This window comes from Pseudomonas putida (genome assembly GCF_002741075.1).
Classification (GTDB): domain Bacteria; phylum Pseudomonadota; class Gammaproteobacteria; order Pseudomonadales; family Pseudomonadaceae; genus Aquipseudomonas; species Aquipseudomonas putida_T.
Window position 1 is genome coordinate 1,536,184 of record NZ_CP016634.1, and the last position, 17,668, is coordinate 1,553,851.

The 17,668-nt window shown below is 64.7% G+C and carries 13 protein-coding genes; 7 read left to right on the forward strand and 6 right to left on the reverse strand.

What is annotated here, in order from left to right; all coding sequences use genetic code 11:
- Positions 1–43: 43 nt before the first annotated feature.
- Positions 44–3,169 (reverse strand): efflux RND transporter permease subunit, encoded by a 3,126-nt coding sequence (locus IEC33019_RS07235; protein ID WP_070090931.1) that lies wholly within the window; start codon positions 3,167–3,169, stop codon positions 44–46.
- Between the two features lie 11 nt (positions 3,170–3,180).
- Entirely contained in the window at positions 3,181–4,356 is a 1,176-nt protein-coding gene (locus tag IEC33019_RS07240) for an efflux RND transporter periplasmic adaptor subunit (protein ID WP_070090930.1), read from the reverse strand.
- Positions 4,357–4,526: 170 nt separating this feature from the next.
- Between IEC33019_RS07240 and IEC33019_RS07245 the strand changes: the two genes are divergently transcribed.
- The gene (locus IEC33019_RS07245) at positions 4,527–5,228 is read left to right on the forward strand and encodes a response regulator transcription factor (protein ID WP_070090929.1); all 702 of its coding nucleotides are present in this window, start codon (positions 4,527–4,529) and stop codon (positions 5,226–5,228) included.
- Positions 5,229–5,234: 6 nt separating this feature from the next.
- The gene (locus IEC33019_RS07250; protein ID WP_070090928.1) at positions 5,235–6,533 is read left to right on the forward strand and encodes an ATP-binding protein; all 1,299 of its coding nucleotides are present in this window, start codon (positions 5,235–5,237) and stop codon (positions 6,531–6,533) included.
- 148 nt (positions 6,534–6,681) lie between these two features.
- On the opposite strand, the gene IEC33019_RS07255 is transcribed toward IEC33019_RS07250, so the two are convergent.
- Positions 6,682–7,773 carry a GGDEF domain-containing protein gene (locus IEC33019_RS07255; RefSeq protein ID WP_070090927.1) on the reverse strand — a complete coding sequence of 364 codons (1,092 nt, stop codon included), beginning with the start codon at positions 7,771–7,773 and terminating at the stop codon, positions 6,682–6,684.
- Positions 7,774–8,085: 312 nt separating this feature from the next.
- On the opposite strand from IEC33019_RS07255, the gene ilvA reads away from it, so the two are divergent.
- Together ilvA and yiaY are read left to right on the forward strand one after the other, a co-directional pair.
- On the forward strand, positions 8,086–9,648 hold the full coding sequence (ilvA, locus tag IEC33019_RS07260) for a threonine ammonia-lyase, biosynthetic (RefSeq protein WP_070090926.1): 1,563 nt from the start codon (positions 8,086–8,088) through the stop codon (positions 9,646–9,648).
- 171 nt (positions 9,649–9,819) lie between these two features.
- Positions 9,820–10,968, forward strand: coding sequence for an L-threonine dehydrogenase (gene yiaY, locus IEC33019_RS07265; protein WP_070090925.1), 1,149 nt, complete (start codon positions 9,820–9,822; stop codon positions 10,966–10,968).
- Positions 10,969–11,137: 169 nt separating this feature from the next.
- Here the strand turns inward: yiaY and IEC33019_RS07270 are convergent, their stop codons facing one another.
- The 3 genes from IEC33019_RS07270 to IEC33019_RS07280 all read right to left on the reverse strand — a co-directional run bounded on the left by IEC33019_RS07270 (position 11,138) and on the right by IEC33019_RS07280 (position 14,590).
- Positions 11,138–12,328, reverse strand: a complete 1,191-nt coding sequence (locus IEC33019_RS07270) for a hypothetical protein (protein WP_070090924.1) — start codon at positions 12,326–12,328, stop codon at positions 11,138–11,140.
- 63 nt (positions 12,329–12,391) lie between these two features.
- The gene (locus IEC33019_RS07275; RefSeq protein WP_099593235.1) at positions 12,392–12,859 is read right to left on the reverse strand and encodes a VOC family protein; all 468 of its coding nucleotides are present in this window, start codon (positions 12,857–12,859) and stop codon (positions 12,392–12,394) included.
- A 111-nt stretch (positions 12,860–12,970) separates the two neighbouring features.
- A complete protein-coding gene (locus tag IEC33019_RS07280) occupies positions 12,971–14,590 on the reverse strand; it encodes an NADP-dependent glyceraldehyde-3-phosphate dehydrogenase (protein ID WP_070090922.1) in 1,620 nt (539 codons plus the stop codon).
- A gap of 141 nt (positions 14,591–14,731) precedes the next feature.
- Here IEC33019_RS07280 and IEC33019_RS07285 point away from each other — a divergent pair, with 141 nt between their 5' ends.
- From IEC33019_RS07285 to IEC33019_RS07290, 3 genes are all read left to right on the forward strand, one after another.
- Positions 14,732–16,975 (forward strand): putative bifunctional diguanylate cyclase/phosphodiesterase, encoded by a 2,244-nt coding sequence (locus IEC33019_RS07285; RefSeq protein WP_070090921.1) that lies wholly within the window; start codon positions 14,732–14,734, stop codon positions 16,973–16,975.
- 101 nt (positions 16,976–17,076) lie between these two features.
- Positions 17,077–17,211 carry a hypothetical protein gene (locus tag IEC33019_RS27970; RefSeq protein ID WP_256814758.1) on the forward strand — a complete coding sequence of 45 codons (135 nt, stop codon included), beginning with the start codon at positions 17,077–17,079 and terminating at the stop codon, positions 17,209–17,211.
- 27 nt (positions 17,212–17,238) lie between these two features.
- Positions 17,239–17,625 carry a low affinity iron permease family protein gene (locus IEC33019_RS07290; protein WP_070090920.1) on the forward strand — a complete coding sequence of 129 codons (387 nt, stop codon included), beginning with the start codon at positions 17,239–17,241 and terminating at the stop codon, positions 17,623–17,625.
- The last annotated feature ends 43 nt before the right edge of the window (positions 17,626–17,668 follow it).

The window sequence follows — 17,668 nt, forward strand, 5'->3', positions numbered from 1 at the left end:
GTCACTGCCGGGAACCCTCCCATGTCACGCAGGCGTTGTCCAGTCAGGCGTCGTGGGGCTGCGCCTGAGTGTCCGTGGCGGTCCGGCGACGCCCGGCCAGGCGCATCACCACCACGAAGAACACCGGCACGAACACCACCGCCAGGGTGGCGCTGAGCATGCCGCCGATCACGCCGGTGCCGATGGCCTGCTGGCTGGCCGAGCTTGCGCCGGTGGCGATGGCCAGGGGCACCACGCCGAGGATGAACGCCAGTGAGGTCATCACGATCGGCCGCAAGCGCAGGCGGGCGGCCTGCACGGCGGCGCTGACCGGGTCCTGGCCCTGGTCCACCAGGCTCTTGGCGAACTCGATGATCAGGATGGCGTTCTTTGCCGACAGGCCGATCAGGGTGATCAGCCCGACCTTGAAGAACACATCGTTGGGCATCCCGCGCAAGGTCACCGCCAGCACGGCGCCAAGCACGCCCAGCGGGACCACCAGCAGCACCGCGGTGGGAATCGACCAGCTCTCGTACAGCGCCGCCAGGCACAGGAACACCACCAGCAGCGACAGCGCCATCAGCAGCGGCGCCTGGCTGCCGGACAACCGCTCTTGCAGCGATAGCCCCGTCCACTCAAGGCCTGCGCCCGCCGGCAACTGGTCGACCAGGCGCTGGATCTCGGCCATGGCCTCGCCGGAGCTGTAGCCGGCGGCGGGCTCGCCGGAGATGGACACCGCCGGGTAGCCGTTGTAGCGGGTCAACTGCACCGGGCCGCTGACCCACTTGGCCTGCACGAACGCGCCCAGGGGCACCATCTTGCCGCTGTTGTTGCGTACATGGATCTTGAGCAGGTCTTCCACCTGGCTGCGTTGGTCGCCTTCGGCCTGCACCACCACCCGCTGCATGCGGCCTTGGTTGGGGAAGTCGTTGACGTAGTTCGAGCCTACGGCGGTGTCGAGCACTGCGCCGATGTCGGCGAACGACACGCCCAGGGCGTTGGCCTGGCGGCGGTCGATCTCCAATTGCACCTGCGGGCTCTCGGCCAGCGAGGCTTCGCGCACGTTGGCCAGCACCTTGCTCTTGCGCGCCTCGGCGAGCAACTGATCGCGGGCGGCCATCAACGCCTCGTGGCCCATGCCGCCGCGGTCCTGCAGGCGGAACTCGAAACCGGTGGATTCGCCCAAACCGTCGACGGGCGGTGGCAGCACGGAAAACGCCACTGCGTCCTTGAGCTGGCTGAAGGCTTCGGTCGCACGGTCGGCGATCGACTGGGCGCTGTCCTCGGCGCCGCGCTCGGACCAATCCTTGAGCGTAGTGAAGGCCAGCGCCGCGTTCTGCCCGCTGCCTGAGAAGCTGAAGCCCAGGATCAACGTGGTGTTGCCCACGCCAGGCTCTTCGGCGTTGTGCGCCTCGATCTGCGCGGCCACCTGTTCGGTGCGCATGCGGCTGGCACCGGGTGGCAACTGGATGTCGGTGATGGTGTAGCCCTGATCCTCGGTAGGCAGGAACGCGCTCGGCAGTTGGCTGAAGCCATAGCCGAGCACCGCCAGCAGCACGCCATACACCAGCAGGTAACGGCCGCTGCGCTTGAGGGCATGGACCACCCAGTGCTGATAGCCTTCGCTCATGCGTTCGAAGCGGCGGTTGAACCAGCCAAAGAACCCTTTGCGCTCATGGTGCTCGCCTTTGGTCAAGGGCTTGAGCAGGGTCGCGCACAGGGCCGGGGTCAGGCTCAGGGCCAGGAACGCCGAGAACAGGATCGACACCGCCATCGACACCGAGAACTGTTGGTAGATCACCCCCACCGAGCCTTTCATGAACGCCATCGGCAGGAACACTGCCACCAGCACCAGGGTGATGCCGACGATGGCGCCGCTGATCTGGCCCATGGCCTTGCGCGTCGCCTGCTTGGGCGATAGGCCTTCCTCGGCCATGATCCGCTCGACGTTCTCCACCACCACGATGGCATCGTCCACCAGGATGCCGATGGCCAGGACCATGCCGAACAGCGTCAGCACGTTCACCGAGAAGCCCAGCGCCAGCATCGTGGCGAAGGTCCCCATCAGCGCCACGGGCACCACCAGGGTCGGGATCAGGGTGTAGCGGATGTTCTGCAGGAACAGGAACATCACCAGGAACACCAGCAGCATGGCCTCGAACAGGGTGCTGATCACCTGCTGGATCGACACCTTGACGAAGGGCGAGGTGTCGTAGGGGATGTCATAGCGCACGCCCTCGGGGAAGTAACGCGCCAGCTCTTCCATCTTCGCCCGTACCAGGGTCGCGGTCTCCATGGCGTTGGCGCCGGGCGAGAGCTGCACGCTGAAGGCGGTGGACGGTTTGCCATTGAGGCGGGTGCCGTACTGGTATTCCTGGGCGCCGATCTCCACCCGGGCGACATCGCCGATGGTCACCGTGGAGCCGTCGGGGTTGGCGCGCAGGACGATGGCGGCGAACTCCTCGGGGGTGCTCAGCTGGCCTTTGACCACCACGTTAGCGGTGATCTCCTGGGTGCTGCGCCCAGGCAGGTCGCCAATGCTGCCGGGGGCGACCTGGGCGTTCTGCGCGGCGATGGCCTCGGCTACGTCATTGGGCGTGAGGTTGAAGCCGATCAGCTTCTGCGGGTCGATCCAGATCCGCATGGCCCGCTCGGAGCCATACAGCTGGGCCTTACCCACGCCCTTGAGGCGGCGGATCTCGTTCATCACGTTGCGCGCGAGGATGTCGGAGAGGGCGGTCTCATCGAGGCTGCCGTCCTCGGAGGTGAGGGTGGCCAGCAGCAGAAAGCCCGTAGACACCTTCTCCACTTGCAGGCCCTGCTGGGTCACCGGGCGCGGCAGGCGCGACTCGACCACCTTCAGACGGTTCTGCACGTCCACCTGGGCCAGGTCCGGGTGGGTACCCGGCTCGAAGGTGGCGGTAATGGTTGCACTGCCCAGGCTGCTCTGGGACTCGAAGTACAGCAGGTTGTCGGCGCCGTTGAGCTCTTGCTCGATCAGGCTGACCACGCTTTCGTCCATGGTCGCCGCTGAGGCGCCGGGGTAGACCGCGTAGATTTCGACCTGTGGCGGCGCCACGTTAGGGTACTGGGCCACCGGCAACTGGGGGAGGGCCAGGGCGCCGGCAAGCAGGATGAACAGCGCGACCACCCAGGCGAACACCGGGCGGTCGATGAAGAACTGCGGCATGAATCAGGCCCTCACTGGCCGGTGTGCTGGACGATGGGCAAGGTGTCCTGGGCCGGATCGACCTGGACCTGGTCGCCTGCCTTGACGTGTTGCAGGCCCTCGATCACCACACGCTCGCCGGCGGCCAGCCCCTGGGTGACGATCCAGCGATCGCCCTGGGCGTTGCCCAGTACCACCTGGCGTTCGCTGATGCGCGCCTGTGCGTCGACCACCAGCACCTTGGGCATACCGGCACTGTCGCGCAGGATCGCACGCTGCGGCACGCTGATGCCCTTCGGTTGCACGGCCTGGTCCAGGCGCACGCGGACATAGCTGCCTGGCAGCAGGTCGAGGTCCGGGTTGGGGAACTCGCTGCGCAGGGTGATCTGGTTGGTGCTCGGGTCGACGCTTATGTCGGAGAACAGCAGCTTGCCCGGCAGCGGATAGGCCGTGCCGTCGTCTTGTATCAAGGTCGCCCTGGCCTGGCCTTCGCCGACCTGCTGCAACTCGCCGGCGCGCATGGCCCGGCGCAAGGTGTTGAGTTCGCGGGTCGACTGGGTGACGTCGGCATGGATCGGGTCCAACTGCTGGATGGTCGCCAGCGGCGTGGTTTCGTTCTGGCCCACCAGCGCGCCCTCGGTGACCAGGGCTCGGCCAATTCGCCCGGAGATCGGGGCGGTGACCGTGGCATAGCCCAGGTTCAGGCGCGCCCGCTCCAACGCTGCCTTGGCTTCGGCCACGATAGCGCTGGCTTGAAGGAAGGCGGCGCGGGCATTGTCGTACTCCTGGCGGCTGACGGCCTTGTCGTCCACCAGCTCGCGGTAGCGCTGCTCTTGCAGGCGCGCCTGGTACAGGTTGGCCTCGGCCTTGGCCAAGGTGGCGCGGGCGGCATCATGGTCGGCCTTGAACGGTGCAGGGTCGATCAGGAACAGGACATCGCCCTGTTTGACGTCGCTGCCTTCACGGTACACGCGTTTGAGCACCACGCCGCTCACCCGTGCGCGGACCTCGGCGGTACGCGGCGCGAGGATGCGGCCGCTGAGCTCGGTGCTGATGGCCAGGGGCTGGGCCTGCACGGTCTCGACCCGCACCTGCGGCGGGGGTGTCTGCTCGTCCTGCTCGGCGGCGTCGTTGCAACCGGCCAGGGACAAGTTCAACAGCGCCAGAAGCGCCAACGGGCGCAGGCGATAAGGGAAAGAAATTGACATGCGGATCTTCCGAGAATGACCGAGCCTATGCTAAGGCAGCCGCTCCTGCCATGGCTGTGAAGCTATGTAGGACGAATGTGAAAAAGTGTAAGAATTCTCATTGACCGGCATGGGATTCTATATCCTGCAGCGCGTCAACCCTCTCTACTTACCCGTTCTTCTCACCGCCTATGCCGAATATTCTCCTGGTCGAAGACGACAGTGCTTTGTCCGAACTGATCGCCAGCTACCTGCAACGCAACGACTTTCACGTCCGGGTGATTGCCCGTGGCGATCATGTGCTGGAAGAGTTCCGCCGGCAAAAGCCAGACCTTGTGGTGCTCGACCTGATGTTGCCGGGCCTGGACGGCCTGCAGGTGTGCCGCCTGTTGCGCCAGGAGTCGCAATCCCTGCCGATCCTCATGCTGACCGCCCGCGACGATAGCCATGACCAGGTGCTTGGCCTGGAGATGGGGGCCGACGATTACGTCACCAAGCCGTGCGAGCCCCGCGTGTTGCTGGCGCGGGTGCGCACCTTGCTGCGCCGCAGTACGGTCAACGAACCTCGCCTGGACAGCGACCTGATCCAGGTGGGGGGCTTGCGCATCGACCTGGCGGAGCGCGTCGTCACCTGGCGCGGCGACGAAGTGGAGCTTTCAAGCAGCGAGTACAACCTGTTGGTGGTGATGGCGCGCAATGCCGGCGAGGTGCTCAGCCGCGACCGCATTCTCCAACAACTGCGCGGCATCGAGTTCAACGGCACCGACCGCTCGGTGGACGTGGCCATCTCCAAGCTGCGGCGCAAGTTCGATGACCATGCCGGCGAGGCGCGCAAGATCAAGACTGTGTGGGGCAAGGGGTATCTGTTCAGCCGGGTCGAGTGGGAGTACTGACGCGCCATGCTGAAGATTCTGGTGCGCCTGTACCTGGTCATCATCGCCGCCTATGCCGGTGCGCTGCTGTTCATCCCCGACACCATCGTCGGCCTGTTCCATGACCGCTTCATGGCCTACAACCTGGAGCAGGCCAAGGGGGTGCAGTCGCTGCTGGTGCGCCAGTTCCAGCAAACGCCACGCGAGCAATGGCCAGAGGTGGAGCGGCAATTGGCGCAGAGCTTCGCGCCACTGCAGATCAAGCTGCTGCGCATGGACCAGGCCGAGCTGACGGCGCCGGAGCGGGCGCGCCTGGCGCAGGGCCAGAACGTGGTGCGCATCGCCGACTGGGGCTACTACGACACCGCCCTGGCACCACTCGACCAAGACTGGCTGGTGCGCCTTTACACCCCGCCGGACCCGCTGGACATCAACGTGCTGTCCTGGGGCGTCACAGTGCTCATCGGCGCAGCCATGCTCGGCTGCCTGCTGCTGTGGGTGTGGCCGCACTGGCGCGACCTGGAACGTCTGAAGGAAACCGCCCGGCGCCTGGGTCAGGGGCAGATGGCCGAGCGGACCCATATTTCGCCGCGTTCGAACATCGGCGAGCTGGCGGGGGTGTTCGACACCATGGCCAGTGACCTGGAGCGGCACGTCAACCAGCAGCGCGAACTGCTCAATGCGGTGTCCCACGAGCTGCGCACACCGCTGACCCGGCTGGATTTCGGCTTGGTGCTGTTGTTCGACGAGGTGCCGCCACCGTGCCGCAAGCGCCTGCTGGAACTGGTCGGACACGTGCGTGAGCTCGATGAACTGGTGCTGGAGTTGCTGTCCTACAGTCGCCTGCAGAATGCCGACCAGGCCCGCGAGCGGGTCGAGGTGTCGCTGCTGGAGCTGGTCGACAGCGTGCTCGGCGGGTTTGCCGAAGAGCTCGACGGGCGAGGCATTCAGTGGGAGGTGCGGGCTGAGACCCGGCTGCCGCGCTTTGTGCTCGACCCACGCCTGACCGCGCGTGCCGTGCAAAACCTCGTGCGCAATGCCATGCGCTATTGCGACGAAAGTCTGCTGCTGCGCCTGCGCCTGGAGGAAGATGGCGCGTGTCTGGTGACCGTGGAGGATGATGGCATCGGCATCCCGCCCGAGGAGCGCGAGCGGATCTTCCAGCCGTTCTACCGGCTGGACCGTAGTCGCGATCGCAGCACCGGCGGTTTCGGGTTGGGGCTTGCCATCAGCCGGCGGGCCATCGAGGGGCAGGGCGGGACGCTGACCGTGGCCCAGTCAGCCCTTGGCGGGGCACAGTTCAGGATTCGCCTGCCGGCAGGTTAGCGAACAGCCCAGACGGTATCTGGATACCGAGGTGCTTTCTTCGCGGGTAAACCCACAAGGATTGCGGTGGATCCAGATCTGCGGGAAACCGGCTTCCTCAAGGATTGCGGGTTTACCCGCGAAGGGGCCAGGGCAGGCCACTCAGACATTAGGCTCCTCTGGCCAATTGTGTCGACCAGGAGACGACTCGGTCCTTGCCACTGTGCTTGGCTTCGTAAAGCGCCTGGTCCGCCCGCACCAAGGCCATGCTCAGGGTGTCACCGTGGTCGACCCGGGTCAGGCCGATGCTGATGGTCACCGGGTGCGGGCTCAGGTCTTCGCGCACCCGCTGGCACAGGGCCCCCACTTGCCGCTCGGCGCCTAGCTGGTCCAGCCCCTCGAAGTAGATGGCGAACTCTTCGCCGCCGAGGCGGGCAAAGGCGTAGCCGCTCATGCTCGCCTTGATGTGCGCGGCCACGCGCTTGAGGACTTCGTCACCGATGTCATGGCCGAAGCGGTCATTGACCCGCTTGAAATTGTCGATGTCGATCATCGCCAGGTACTGCCCGGATGCGGCCACCTGCAACTGCTGTTCGGCCTTGAGCATGAACGAGCGGCGGTTGGGAATCTCGGTGAGCGCATCGATGTAGGCCTGGTCCAGCAGGACCTTGGACAGGTAGAAGTTGTGCAGCTTGGCCTGGCGCATCCGTAGATACGCATAGATCACCAGCCCGCAGAGAAACACCGCATAGCTCAGCAGCATCGCGCCCTCGAGTTCCAGCAGTTCGATACGGGTGTGGTGGAAAGGATTGAGCACCAGCCAGGTGATGGCCATGGCGCAAAAGAAAGACCAGCGCCGCACCGGCAGCACCGAGACGCTGTAGAGCACCGTCGAGACTCCCAGCACCAGCCATACCGGGCGCAGCGCAATGGGGATGCCATCGATCACCAGGCGCATGGCCAGCGTGATGGTTGCGATGAACACCAGGTTGAGCACATCGAAGTGCTGGCTTTTGCGGGTGAAGCCGAGCACTACCGTGATGGCGCAGAGTGCGGTGAGAAACAGCATCGAAAGCCAGGTGAAGCCTTGATCGCCCAGGTAGCTGACGAGCAGGTCGAAGATCAGCCAAATGGCGATGCTGACGCAGAAGATCAGCAGGCAGAACCGGCGCATGGCCTCGAACTCGTGCTGGCGGAACTCGGCGCGCAGCGCGGCGGGGGCCACCTGCTTGCGCAACTGGTCTTCGATGGTCTTGAACATGCTGGAAGGGAACTCCTCAAAGTTCTCTGCTGTTTTCTCGGTACGGTGCAGCAGCGGGGCTATCCACCACCAGACAGTCAAGCCCAGACTGCTCGACCGGTCCACTTTGGCAGCATCGACCAGGGTGTTGACTTCCTACAGGGCGGCGGGCTAATTTCCCACCCCATGAACCCATACCTGCAGCGTCACGCCATCAGCATTATTACCGCCATTATCGGATTGGCGGGCTAGCGCGTACGTGCACCGAACCCGCCCTGGAGGCGGGTTTTTTCTTTCCGACTCTTGGGCCCTTGAAAACACCAGGAGTCATCGATGACCAACCTCAGCGTCAGCCCTCGTACCCCCGTCTCGCCCGCGCAACTGCTCTCGGAGCAGGTGCGCCGCATTCTCAGCGCCCCGGTGTACGACCTGGCCATCGAAACACCTCTGCAACGGGCACCTGCGCTGTCTGCCACCCTGGGCAACCAGGTGCTGCTCAAGCGCGAAGACCTGCAGCCGACGTTCTCCTTCAAGATCCGCGGGGCCTATACCCGTTTATCGCGCCTGACCCCGGCCCAGCGCGAGCGTGGTGTGATCACCGCCTCGGCGGGCAACCATGCCCAAGGCGTGGCGCTGGCCGCCTCGCGCCTGGGCATGCAGGCCACCATCGTCATGCCCACCACCACCCCGGAACTCAAGGTCCAGGGTGTGCGCTCGCGGGGGGGCCACGTCGTGCTGCACGGCGAAAGTTTCCCTCATGCCCTGGCCCATGCCCTGCAACTGGCCGACAGTGACGGTGCGACCTTCGTGCCGCCATTCGACGACCCGGACGTGATCGCCGGCCAGGGCACCGTGGCCATGGAAATCCTGCGCCAGCAACCTGGTGCCCTGGATGCGATCTTCGTCCCCGTGGGCGGTGGTGGTCTGGTTGCGGGCATCGCGGCGTACGTCAAATACCTGCGTCCGCAGGTGAAGGTGATCGGGGTCGAGCCTGAGGACTCCAATTGCCTGCAGGCCGCCCTGGCTGCGGGCGAGCGGGTAATCCTGCCGCAGGTAGGCACTTTCGCCGATGGCGTGGCGGTGGCGCAGGTCGGCGCCCATTGCTTCGAGCTGTGCCGCCATTTTGTCGACGAGGTGGTGACGGTCAGCAGCGACGAGCTGTGCGCGGCCATCAAGGACATCTACGACGATACCCGCTCGATCACCGAGCCGTCCGGTGCGCTGGCGGTGGCCGGGATCAAGAAATACGTGGCCCGCGAAGGCGTCCAGGGCCAGACCCTGGTGGCCATCGACTCCGGCGCCAATGTCAATTTCGACCGCCTGCGCCATGTGGCCGAGCGCGCCGAACTGGGTGAGCAGCGCGAGGCGATCATCGCCGTGACCATCCCCGAGCGCCCCGGCAGCTTCCGGGCCTTCTGCCAGGCGCTGGGCAAGCGCCAGATCACCGAGTTCAACTACCGCTACTTCCCGGGCAAGGAGGCGCGGCTGTTCGTGGGCGTACAGACCCACCCCCAGCACGACCCGCGCGAGCATTTGCTGGCCAGCCTGCGCGAGCAGGGCTACAACGTGCTGGACCTGACCGATAACGAACTGGCCAAGCTGCACGTGCGCCATACGGTGGGTGGCCATGCCGCGCCTGGGGCGGATGAGCGCGTGCTGCGGTTCGAGTTTCCTGAGCGGCCCGGGGCGTTGCTGGGCTTTCTCGAGCGGCTGGGCAAGCGCTGGAACATCAGCCTGTTCCATTACCGCAACCATGGTGCGGCCGAGGCGCGGGTGTTCGCCGCGCTCGAAGTGCCGGGCGATGAACTGCCGGGGTTGCCCCAAGCGTTGGATGACATGGGCTATCGCTACTGGGATGAAACCGAGAACCCGGCGTATCGGTTGTTCTTGGGGTAAGGCGCTCGCACGCTGTTCAACCAGGGGCCGTTGCGCGGCCCTTCGCAGGCTTCGCCAGCACCTACAGGTTCCCTGTTGCCCATGTAGGCGTGGCCTTGCGCTGGATCAACACCCCTGACCGCAATCAGGCGGATCCTCGAAGGCACACAGACTTTTCGCGAGGATTCGGCCATGAGCAGCACGTTCTTCATTCCTGCCGTCAACATCATGGGTATCGACTGCCTGGAGGAGGCGATGGCTGCCATTGCAGGCTTTGGCCTACGCAAGGCGCTGATCGTCACCGACCCGGGGCTGGTCAAGGCCGGGGTCGCCGAACGCATCGCGGGCATGTTGGCCATGCGCGACATCGACTCGGTGGTGTTCGACGGTGCCAAGCCCAACCCGAGCATCGCCAACGTCGAGGCGGGGCTGGCCATGCTGCGCCAGGCGCGGTGCGACTGCGTGGTTTCCCTGGGCGGCGGCTCGCCCCATGACTGCGCCAAGGGCATCGCCTTGTGCGCCACCAACGGCGGACACATCAGTGACTACGAAGGGGTCGACCGCTCCAGCAAGCCGCAATTGCCATTGATCGCGATCAACACCACTGCCGGTACGGCCAGCGAGATGACCCGGTTCTGCATCATCACCGACGAGACGCGCCACGTGAAAATGGCCATCGTCGACCGTAACGTAACGCCGATTTTGTCAGTTAACGACCCGGCATTGATGGTCGGCATGCCGCAAAGCCTCACCGCCGCCACGGGCATGGATGCCCTGACCCATGCCATCGAGGCCTATGTGTCCACGGCGGCCACGCCCATCACCGATGCCTGCGCGCTCAAGGCCATCACCCTGATCAGCGACAACCTGCGTCAGGCCGTGGCCGATGGCAGCGACCTCAAGGCGCGGGAGAACATGGCCTATGCCCAGTTCCTCGCCGGCATGGCCTTCAACAACGCTTCGCTGGGGTACGTGCACGCCATGGCGCACCAACTGGGCGGCTTCTACGACTTGCCTCATGGGGTGTGCAATGCGGTGTTGCTGCCCCATGTGCAGCGCTTCAATGCCAAGGTCAGCGCTGCACGGCTGCGCGATGTGGCCAAGGCCATGGGCGTGAAGGTGTGTGCGCTGGATGCCGAGCAGGGCGCGGGCGCGGCGATTTCGGCCATCGAGCACCTGGCTGCGGCGATCGGGATTCCGGCGGGGCTGGCAGAACTGGGGGCGAAGGTCGAGGATGTGCCGTTGCTGGCGGCCAATGCCTTGAAAGATGCCTGCGGGCTGACCAACCCGCGCCCGGCGAGCCAGGCGGAAATCGAGGCGATCTTCAAGGCGGCGTTCTAGGCCAAGTCTTGGGGCGTCTGTACTGACGTTTTCGCGGGTAAACCCGCTCCCACAGGAACCGCGCTGTGCTTCAGGGCAACGGTGAACCTCTCACAGGAGCCGCGCTGTGCTTCAGGGCAACGGTGAACCTGTGGGAGCGGGTTTACCCGCGAAGAGGGCGGCGCTGACTTCAGCGCTCACGCATGAAGAAGCCGGCGACGAACTTGCGGAAGGTCTCCAGGCTCTTGAAGTCGGCGTAGCGTTTGAAGTTCTCGGTGTCAGGTTCAGGTCCGATCGGTTGTTCGAGCAGCGATACCGACAGCACCCGGTCCTGATCCGAGGTCAGCACCAGTTCGTCCATCAGCTGGCCGCCAATCACCGGCCGGCGCATCAACACCTTGACACCCTTGCTCGCCATCCAGTCGATCAACGACACCAAGGCCTTGAGCGGCTCTCGCTCTTCATCGCGGTACACCGGGAACAGGTGCCCGCGTGACAGCACCGGGACGCTCGCCACGTGGATGAGTTCGTAGAAATGGCTGCCGGCGGTAGTCGGCGAATAGAGCATCAGGGCCAGCAATGGCCCGTGGGTCTTACCGCCGTCCCAGTACAGATGATGCCCCTGGAAGTCGAAGCCGTCTTCGGTACGGGCGCTGAAGACTTTACGCCCCTTGATCTGGTCGACGCAGTCGAGCAACAGCCCATGGCGGCGATGGTTGCCGAATGCCGTGGCTTCGCGCAGGCGGGACTTGAGCATCATCATGTGCTTCATGTCCAGGCGGGTTTCCAGGTAGTTGCTCGCCGGTACGCGCTCAACCAACGGGTAGCGGGCGGCCACGCCGCGCAGGTCGGCGAATTGGGCGGTAAGGTCTTTTTTCAGGTGCGTGGCATAGACGTTGAGCCCGCTGGCTTCCATCCAGGTCAGCAGTAAAGACAGCAAACGCTGCTGTTCGCGGCGCTCCGTGGATGCACCGGCGCCGGCTGGGCCACCTTCGCCAACCGTGTGGTAATCGCCCAGCAGGCGCAGCGGGGTATCGGGCGCGAGCCACGCAGCAGGTTGTGTGGCCTGCTCGGTGCGTTCGCCGGCTTCGCGCTCGACTTTGGTGAACGGGCAGCCCGGGGCATGCTCGGGGGTGTCCGGGTTGTTACGCAAAAACAGGGTGCCGGTGTTGCCGTTGAGGGTGACATTGAGCACTGGCAAGGCGTCCCGCCGGCAATCGCAGGCCAGCCACTGATTGGCGCTGCGCACCTTCATCAGCCATTGGTTGGCCTGCAGCAGACGGGGCCCGGCGAGGGTGCCGGCGGCAAAACCGACCAGCAGTTCCTCTTCGGCCGGGGTCAGGCTGCGCACAGGCGCGGCGCTTTTGTCGATGATTCGCATGAAGCAGCTCCAAGCTACGAGCCCCAAGCTTCAAGCAAAGTCGCGCCGCTTTCAACGTGTCGCTCAACTGCCGCCGAACATCTTGGCGGCGCGGTCGCGGATTTCTTCCGGGGTGAGGTCTTCCTTGTGGGTAGAGACGAACCACATGTTGCCGAACGGGTCTTTCAGCGTGCCGCTGCGGTCGCCATAGAACTGGTCCTTCACCTCGTATACCTGGGTAGCGCCGGCGGCAAGGGCCTGGGCGTAGACCTTGTCGCAGTCTTCCACATACAAATGCAGGCCCACAGCTGCACCGGCAAGCTTCTGGCTGGCGGTCAGGCCGCCTTCCATATCGCAGGGGTCGCCGAGCATCACGGAGGAATCGCCAATCTTCAGTTCGGCATGGCCGACGCGCCCACCCGGGGCGTCCAGGCGGAACATTTCGACAGCGCCAAAGGCCTTCTTGTAGAACTCGATGGCCTTGGCGGCATCGTTGATGGCCAGGTACGGGGTAATGCTGTGCTGGCCTTCGGGAATAGGTTTGACTGCCATGTTCGACTCTCCTATGCATGGGGGCGCCGGGTGGCGCCCTGTTGCTTAGAGTCGATTGCGCAGGTGGAAAATCGACAAGATCGTTAGATCGATTCTTTATAAGCGTGGTGCTTAGAAGATGTAATCGGTGGTCAGGAAGCTCGACTGACGGTTGCGGATGATCTCGCTGATCAGTTCCTTGTTGGCGTGCTGGAACTTGGTCGCCACCAAGGTACGAATGGAGAACACGCGCAGCGCATCGTGCACCGACAGCGTGCCCTCGGCGCTGTTCTTGCGGCCGTTGAACGGGTAGGTGTCAGGCCCGCGCTGGCACTGGGCGTTGAGGTTGATGCGCCCGACCTGGTTGGCGAAGGTGTCCACCAGCACGCCGATGGTCTGCGGGTCGTTGCCGAACAGGCTCAGCTGCTGGCCGTAGTCGGAGTCGAGCACGTAGTCGATCACCGTTTGCAGGTCGCGGTAGGGCACCACGGGCACCAAGGGGCCGAACTGTTCTTCGTGATAGACGCGCATGTCGGCGCTGACTGGGTAGAGCAGGGCGGGATAGAAGAACGAGCCGCGGCTGAGTCCGCCGCTTTCGTTGAGCACCTGCGCGCCCTTGTCGGTGGCGTCGGCTACCAGGGCGTCGAGGTAGTCGATCTTGCCGGGCTCCGGCAGCGGCGTCAGGGCCACCCCAGGCTCCCAGGGCATGCCGGGTTTGAGGGCGGCGAGCTTGCGCTGGAACTTGTCCAGGAACGGCTCGACCACATCCTCATGGACGAACAGGATCTTGAGTGCGGTGCAACGCTGGCCGTTGAACGACAGGGCGCCGGTCACGGCCTCTTCGACGGCGTTGTCCAGGTCCACCTGGGGCAGGACGATGCCGGGGTTCTTTGCGTCCAGGCCCAGGGCCGCGCGCAGCCGGTGTGGGCGCGGGTGCAGTTTCTTGAGGTCGCTGGCGGCCTTGTGGGTACCGATGAAGGCGAACACGTCGATCTTGCCGCTGGCCATCAAGGCGCTGACCGTCTCGCGACCACGGCCATAGATGACGTTGATCACCCCCGGTGGGAAGCTGTCGCGGAACGCCTCCAGAAGCGGGCGGATCAGCAGCACGCCGAACTTGGCAGGCTTGAACACCACGGTATTGCCCATGATCAACGCCGGGATCAGCGTGGTGAAGGTCTCGTTGAGTGGGTAGTTGTAGGGGCCCATGCACAGGGCCACGCCCAACGGCGCGCGACGGATCTGGCCGAGGGTGCCTTGCTCAAGCTCGAAGCGACTGGAGCGCCGGTCCAGGTCCTTGAGGGCGTTGACGGTGTCGACGATGTAGTCGCAGGTGCGGTCGAATTCCTTTTCCGAATCCTTGAGGTTCTTGCCGATTTCCCACATCAGCAGTTTGACCACCGCCGTGCGTTGCTCGCGCATGCGCGCCAGGAAGGTCTCGACATGCTGGATGCGCTCGGCCACGCGCATCGTCGGCCAGGTGCCACGCCCTTTGTCGTAGGCCTGTACCGCAGCGTCCAGGGCGGTGAGGGCGGTGTCGGCGTCGAGCAGGGGCGCACTGCCCAGGATCACCTGGCGCTCGCCATCGCCTTCCTTGAGCCAGACCGGGCTGCGCACGGTGGCCAACGGGCCGTCCCAGCGGCGCAGCTCGCCACCTACCAGATAGTCGCGCTGCTCCAGCGGAGCGCCCAGGCGCCAGGCTTCGGGAATGTCGTCGGCAGCAGGAAACAGCGAATCGAGCAAAGGATCCATCGGTACGGCACCTCACGTTGTTTTTGGCTTGGTGAAACGCTTCAGCTTGTGAGCATGCACCCTGTCGCAGAAAAACACCAGTGTGGCTCAAATTTGCTGCCGGCACGCCGATACAGGATCAATCGAATTCGATCGCTGCTCATGAAGACACTTCCCCTTCCCCTCGATGAACAGGCCTCGCCTGCCAATTGCGCACTGCGGCGCACCCTCCATCGCCTGTTACCGGTCGGTTTCGCCGTGGTCGGCATCGGCCTGTCGGTGGTGCTTGGGCATTTGGACAACCAGCGCAAGGAAAGCGAGCAGATCGCCAACATCTCGGCGCGTCTGTCCGGTGTGCGCGGTGCCCTGGAAGCCCAGTTGCGTACCGCCTTCGGCGAAGCCGAAGGCATTGCCCAGCTGATCGCCACCGATGGGCGGATCAGTCCTGAACATTTTCATGGCATGGCCCAGGACGCGCTCGAGTCGGTGCCCTACATGCATCACATTGCTCTGGCCCAGGACGATGTGATTGGTGATGTGTCCCCGCGGGAAGGCAACCTGGCGATCATTGGCCTGGACTATCGCCACTTGCCCGACCAGTATCCGATGCTGCAGTCGGCCCGCGAGCAAGGTCAGCCGGTGCTGGCTGGCCCTGTTCAGCTGTACCAGGGTGGACGGGCGCTGATCTATCGCCGACCGGTGTTCGTCAGTGGCAAGCGCGGTGTGAAGTTCTACTGGGGCAATGTGTCGATCGTCGCCGATATCGATCGCTTGTTGTGGGCAGCGGGTCTCAGGCCGGACATGGATTTCCAGATCGCGGTACGGGGCTCCGATGACAAGGGGGCCCAAGGCGCGATGATATGGGGCGATGCGCACCTGTTCGACAACCCGCTGCTCAGCCAGGCGGTGAACGTGCCAGGCGGTCACTGGCAATTGGTTGCCGCCCCTCGCGGCGGCTGGCCGCAGTTGGGCCTGTTCACGTCGCCCCTGTTCATGTTCGCGTTGGTCTGCACCGGGCTGTTCAGCCTGTTCGTCGCCCAGCTCGATGGCAACCAACGCCTGCTCAAGCAGCGCAACCGCGAGCTGCGCCAGTCTCAGGCGCAGCTCGAACGTCTGGCTCACTACGACACCATCACCGGCCTGCCCAACCGGGTGCTGTTCAGGCGTCAGTTGGCCGAAGCGATCGCACACGGCCACGGCCTGGCGGTGTTGATCCTGGACATCGATGGCTTCAAGCAGGTCAACGACAGCCTGGGCCACCCAATGGGCGATCTGCTGCTGCAGCAGGCGACGGCGCGTTTTCTGCAGGAGCTCCACAGCGCCGATCGGGTCTGTCGCCTGGGCGGTGATGAATTCGTGTTCATGCTTCAGGGCAGCCAGGGCCAGGTCAATCTCCAGGTACAGGCTTTGCTGCGGTGTCTGCAGCGGCCGTTCGATCTCAACGGCAATGCTGCGTTGGTCACCGGCAGCATCGGTGTGGCCCGATGCCCGCAGCATGGCGAGGATGCCGACAGCCTGCTGCGCCACGCCGACACGGCGATGTACGCTGCCAAGGAGGGTGGCCGTAACGGCTGGCGTCCGTACCATTCGGAGATGACCGAGCGCCTGCAACTGCGCCTGGAGCTGGAACGTAACCTGCGCCGGGCATTGGAATACGATGAGTTCGAGCTGTGGTACCAACCCAAGCTGGACCTGTTCAGCGGTCGCCTGGAAGGGGTCGAGGCGCTGGTGCGCTGGCGCGACCCCGACCATGGGCTGGTCTCCCCGGGCGAGTTCATCCCCTTGGCCGAGCGCACCGGGCTGATCATTCCCCTCGGCGAACGGGTGCTGGAGCTGGCCTGCGCTCAACTGGCGGCCTGGCGCGCGGCGGACTGTCTGCCTGGACCGCTGGCGATCAACGTGGCGGCGTTGCAGATCGAGCGCAGCGACTATGTCGCCAGCCTGGCCAGGGCCTTGGCCCGTTACGACCTGCCGGCAAGCTTGCTGGAGGTGGAGATCACCGAAAGCCTGCTGATGGAAAGCCAGCAACAGGCCTGCGCGGTGCTGGCTCAACTGCAGGCTATGGGGGTGGTCACGGCGGTGGATGACTTTGGCACGGGCTATTCGTCGCTGGCCTATCTGCGGGCACTGCCGATCGATCACCTGAAGATCGATCGTGCGTTCATCAAGGACCTGCCCGGCGATGACGACGCCGAAGCAGTGGCCCGGGGCATCATCGACCTGGGCCACGCCTTGGGCTTTCGGATCACCGCCGAGGGGATCGAGACCCAGGCGCAGTACGACTTCCTGCGCAACGTCGGTTGCGACCAGGGCCAGGGCTTTTTGCTCGGGCGACCGATGCCGGCGCCAGCGCTGGAGCGGTGGCTTACCGACCATCAAGCCAAGGGGCGTTCGCTGGGCCTCTGACCGGGGCCGGCGCCATCGTTTTTGAACTTTGCCGCGCTGGGCGATTCCACCGCATGCCGGGGTCGATTTTGTCCACCCGGTACTGTCAGAGGAGCGGCCCCATGAACACCGACACCGAGTTCGACGAACTGAACGAGCTTCCCCAGGCCCGCGAGCAGCCCGAGGATGACCCTGAGGTCATGCCCGACGACCCTGATTTGCAGGGCCTGCCCGGCGAGGACAAGCTGCCGGGCTGATGCCGGCAGCAGAGGAGGACCGCCGGCATGAAATTCGATCGATTCGCCCAATGGCTGGCCAAGTGGGCCGGCCGCCCGCTGACCTTTGGCATTGCGTTGTTGTTGATTCTGGCCTGGGCCGTGAGCGGGCCGCTGTTCGACTTCAACGACACCTGGCAACTGGTGATCAATACCTCGACCACCATCATCACCTTCCTCATGGTGTTCCTGATCCAGAACACCCAGAACCGCGACAACGATGTCTTGCACATAAAGATCGACGAACTGCTGCGTACCACGCACAAGGCACACAAGGCGCTGCTGGATCTGGAGCACATGGACCCGGTCCAGCTGCACGCCCTGCGCAAGCAGTACCAGCAGATAGGCGAGGGCTGCGACGACCTGCCACCGGCCGCCACCGACGAGTCCGACTGACCGTCTGCCCGCTTCACTGGACTGATTTCGCCAACTTTGGAGG

Coding starts and splice junctions, on each gene's coding strand:
- IEC33019_RS07250 (WP_070090928.1), top strand. CDS start 5,235: ATGCTGAAGATTCTGGTGCGCCTGTACCTGGTCATCATCGCCGCCTAT.
- IEC33019_RS07290 (WP_070090920.1), top strand. CDS start 17,239: ATGAAATTCGATCGATTCGCCCAATGGCTGGCCAAGTGGGCCGGCCGC.
- IEC33019_RS07275 (WP_099593235.1), bottom strand. CDS start 12,859: ATGGCAGTCAAACCTATTCCCGAAGGCCAGCACAGCATTACCCCGTAC.
- IEC33019_RS27970 (WP_256814758.1), top strand. CDS start 17,077: ATGAACACCGACACCGAGTTCGACGAACTGAACGAGCTTCCCCAGGCC.
- IEC33019_RS07240 (WP_070090930.1), bottom strand. CDS start 4,356: ATGTCAATTTCTTTCCCTTATCGCCTGCGCCCGTTGGCGCTTCTGGCG.
- ilvA (WP_070090926.1), top strand. CDS start 8,086: ATGACCAACCTCAGCGTCAGCCCTCGTACCCCCGTCTCGCCCGCGCAA.
- yiaY (WP_070090925.1), top strand. CDS start 9,820: ATGAGCAGCACGTTCTTCATTCCTGCCGTCAACATCATGGGTATCGAC.
- IEC33019_RS07270 (WP_070090924.1), bottom strand. CDS start 12,328: ATGCGAATCATCGACAAAAGCGCCGCGCCTGTGCGCAGCCTGACCCCG.
- IEC33019_RS07235 (WP_070090931.1), bottom strand. CDS start 3,169: ATGCCGCAGTTCTTCATCGACCGCCCGGTGTTCGCCTGGGTGGTCGCG.
- IEC33019_RS07280 (WP_070090922.1), bottom strand. CDS start 14,590: ATGGATCCTTTGCTCGATTCGCTGTTTCCTGCTGCCGACGACATTCCC.
- IEC33019_RS07245 (WP_070090929.1), top strand. CDS start 4,527: ATGCCGAATATTCTCCTGGTCGAAGACGACAGTGCTTTGTCCGAACTG.
- IEC33019_RS07255 (WP_070090927.1), bottom strand. CDS start 7,773: ATGTTCAAGACCATCGAAGACCAGTTGCGCAAGCAGGTGGCCCCCGCC.
- IEC33019_RS07285 (WP_070090921.1), top strand. CDS start 14,732: ATGAAGACACTTCCCCTTCCCCTCGATGAACAGGCCTCGCCTGCCAAT.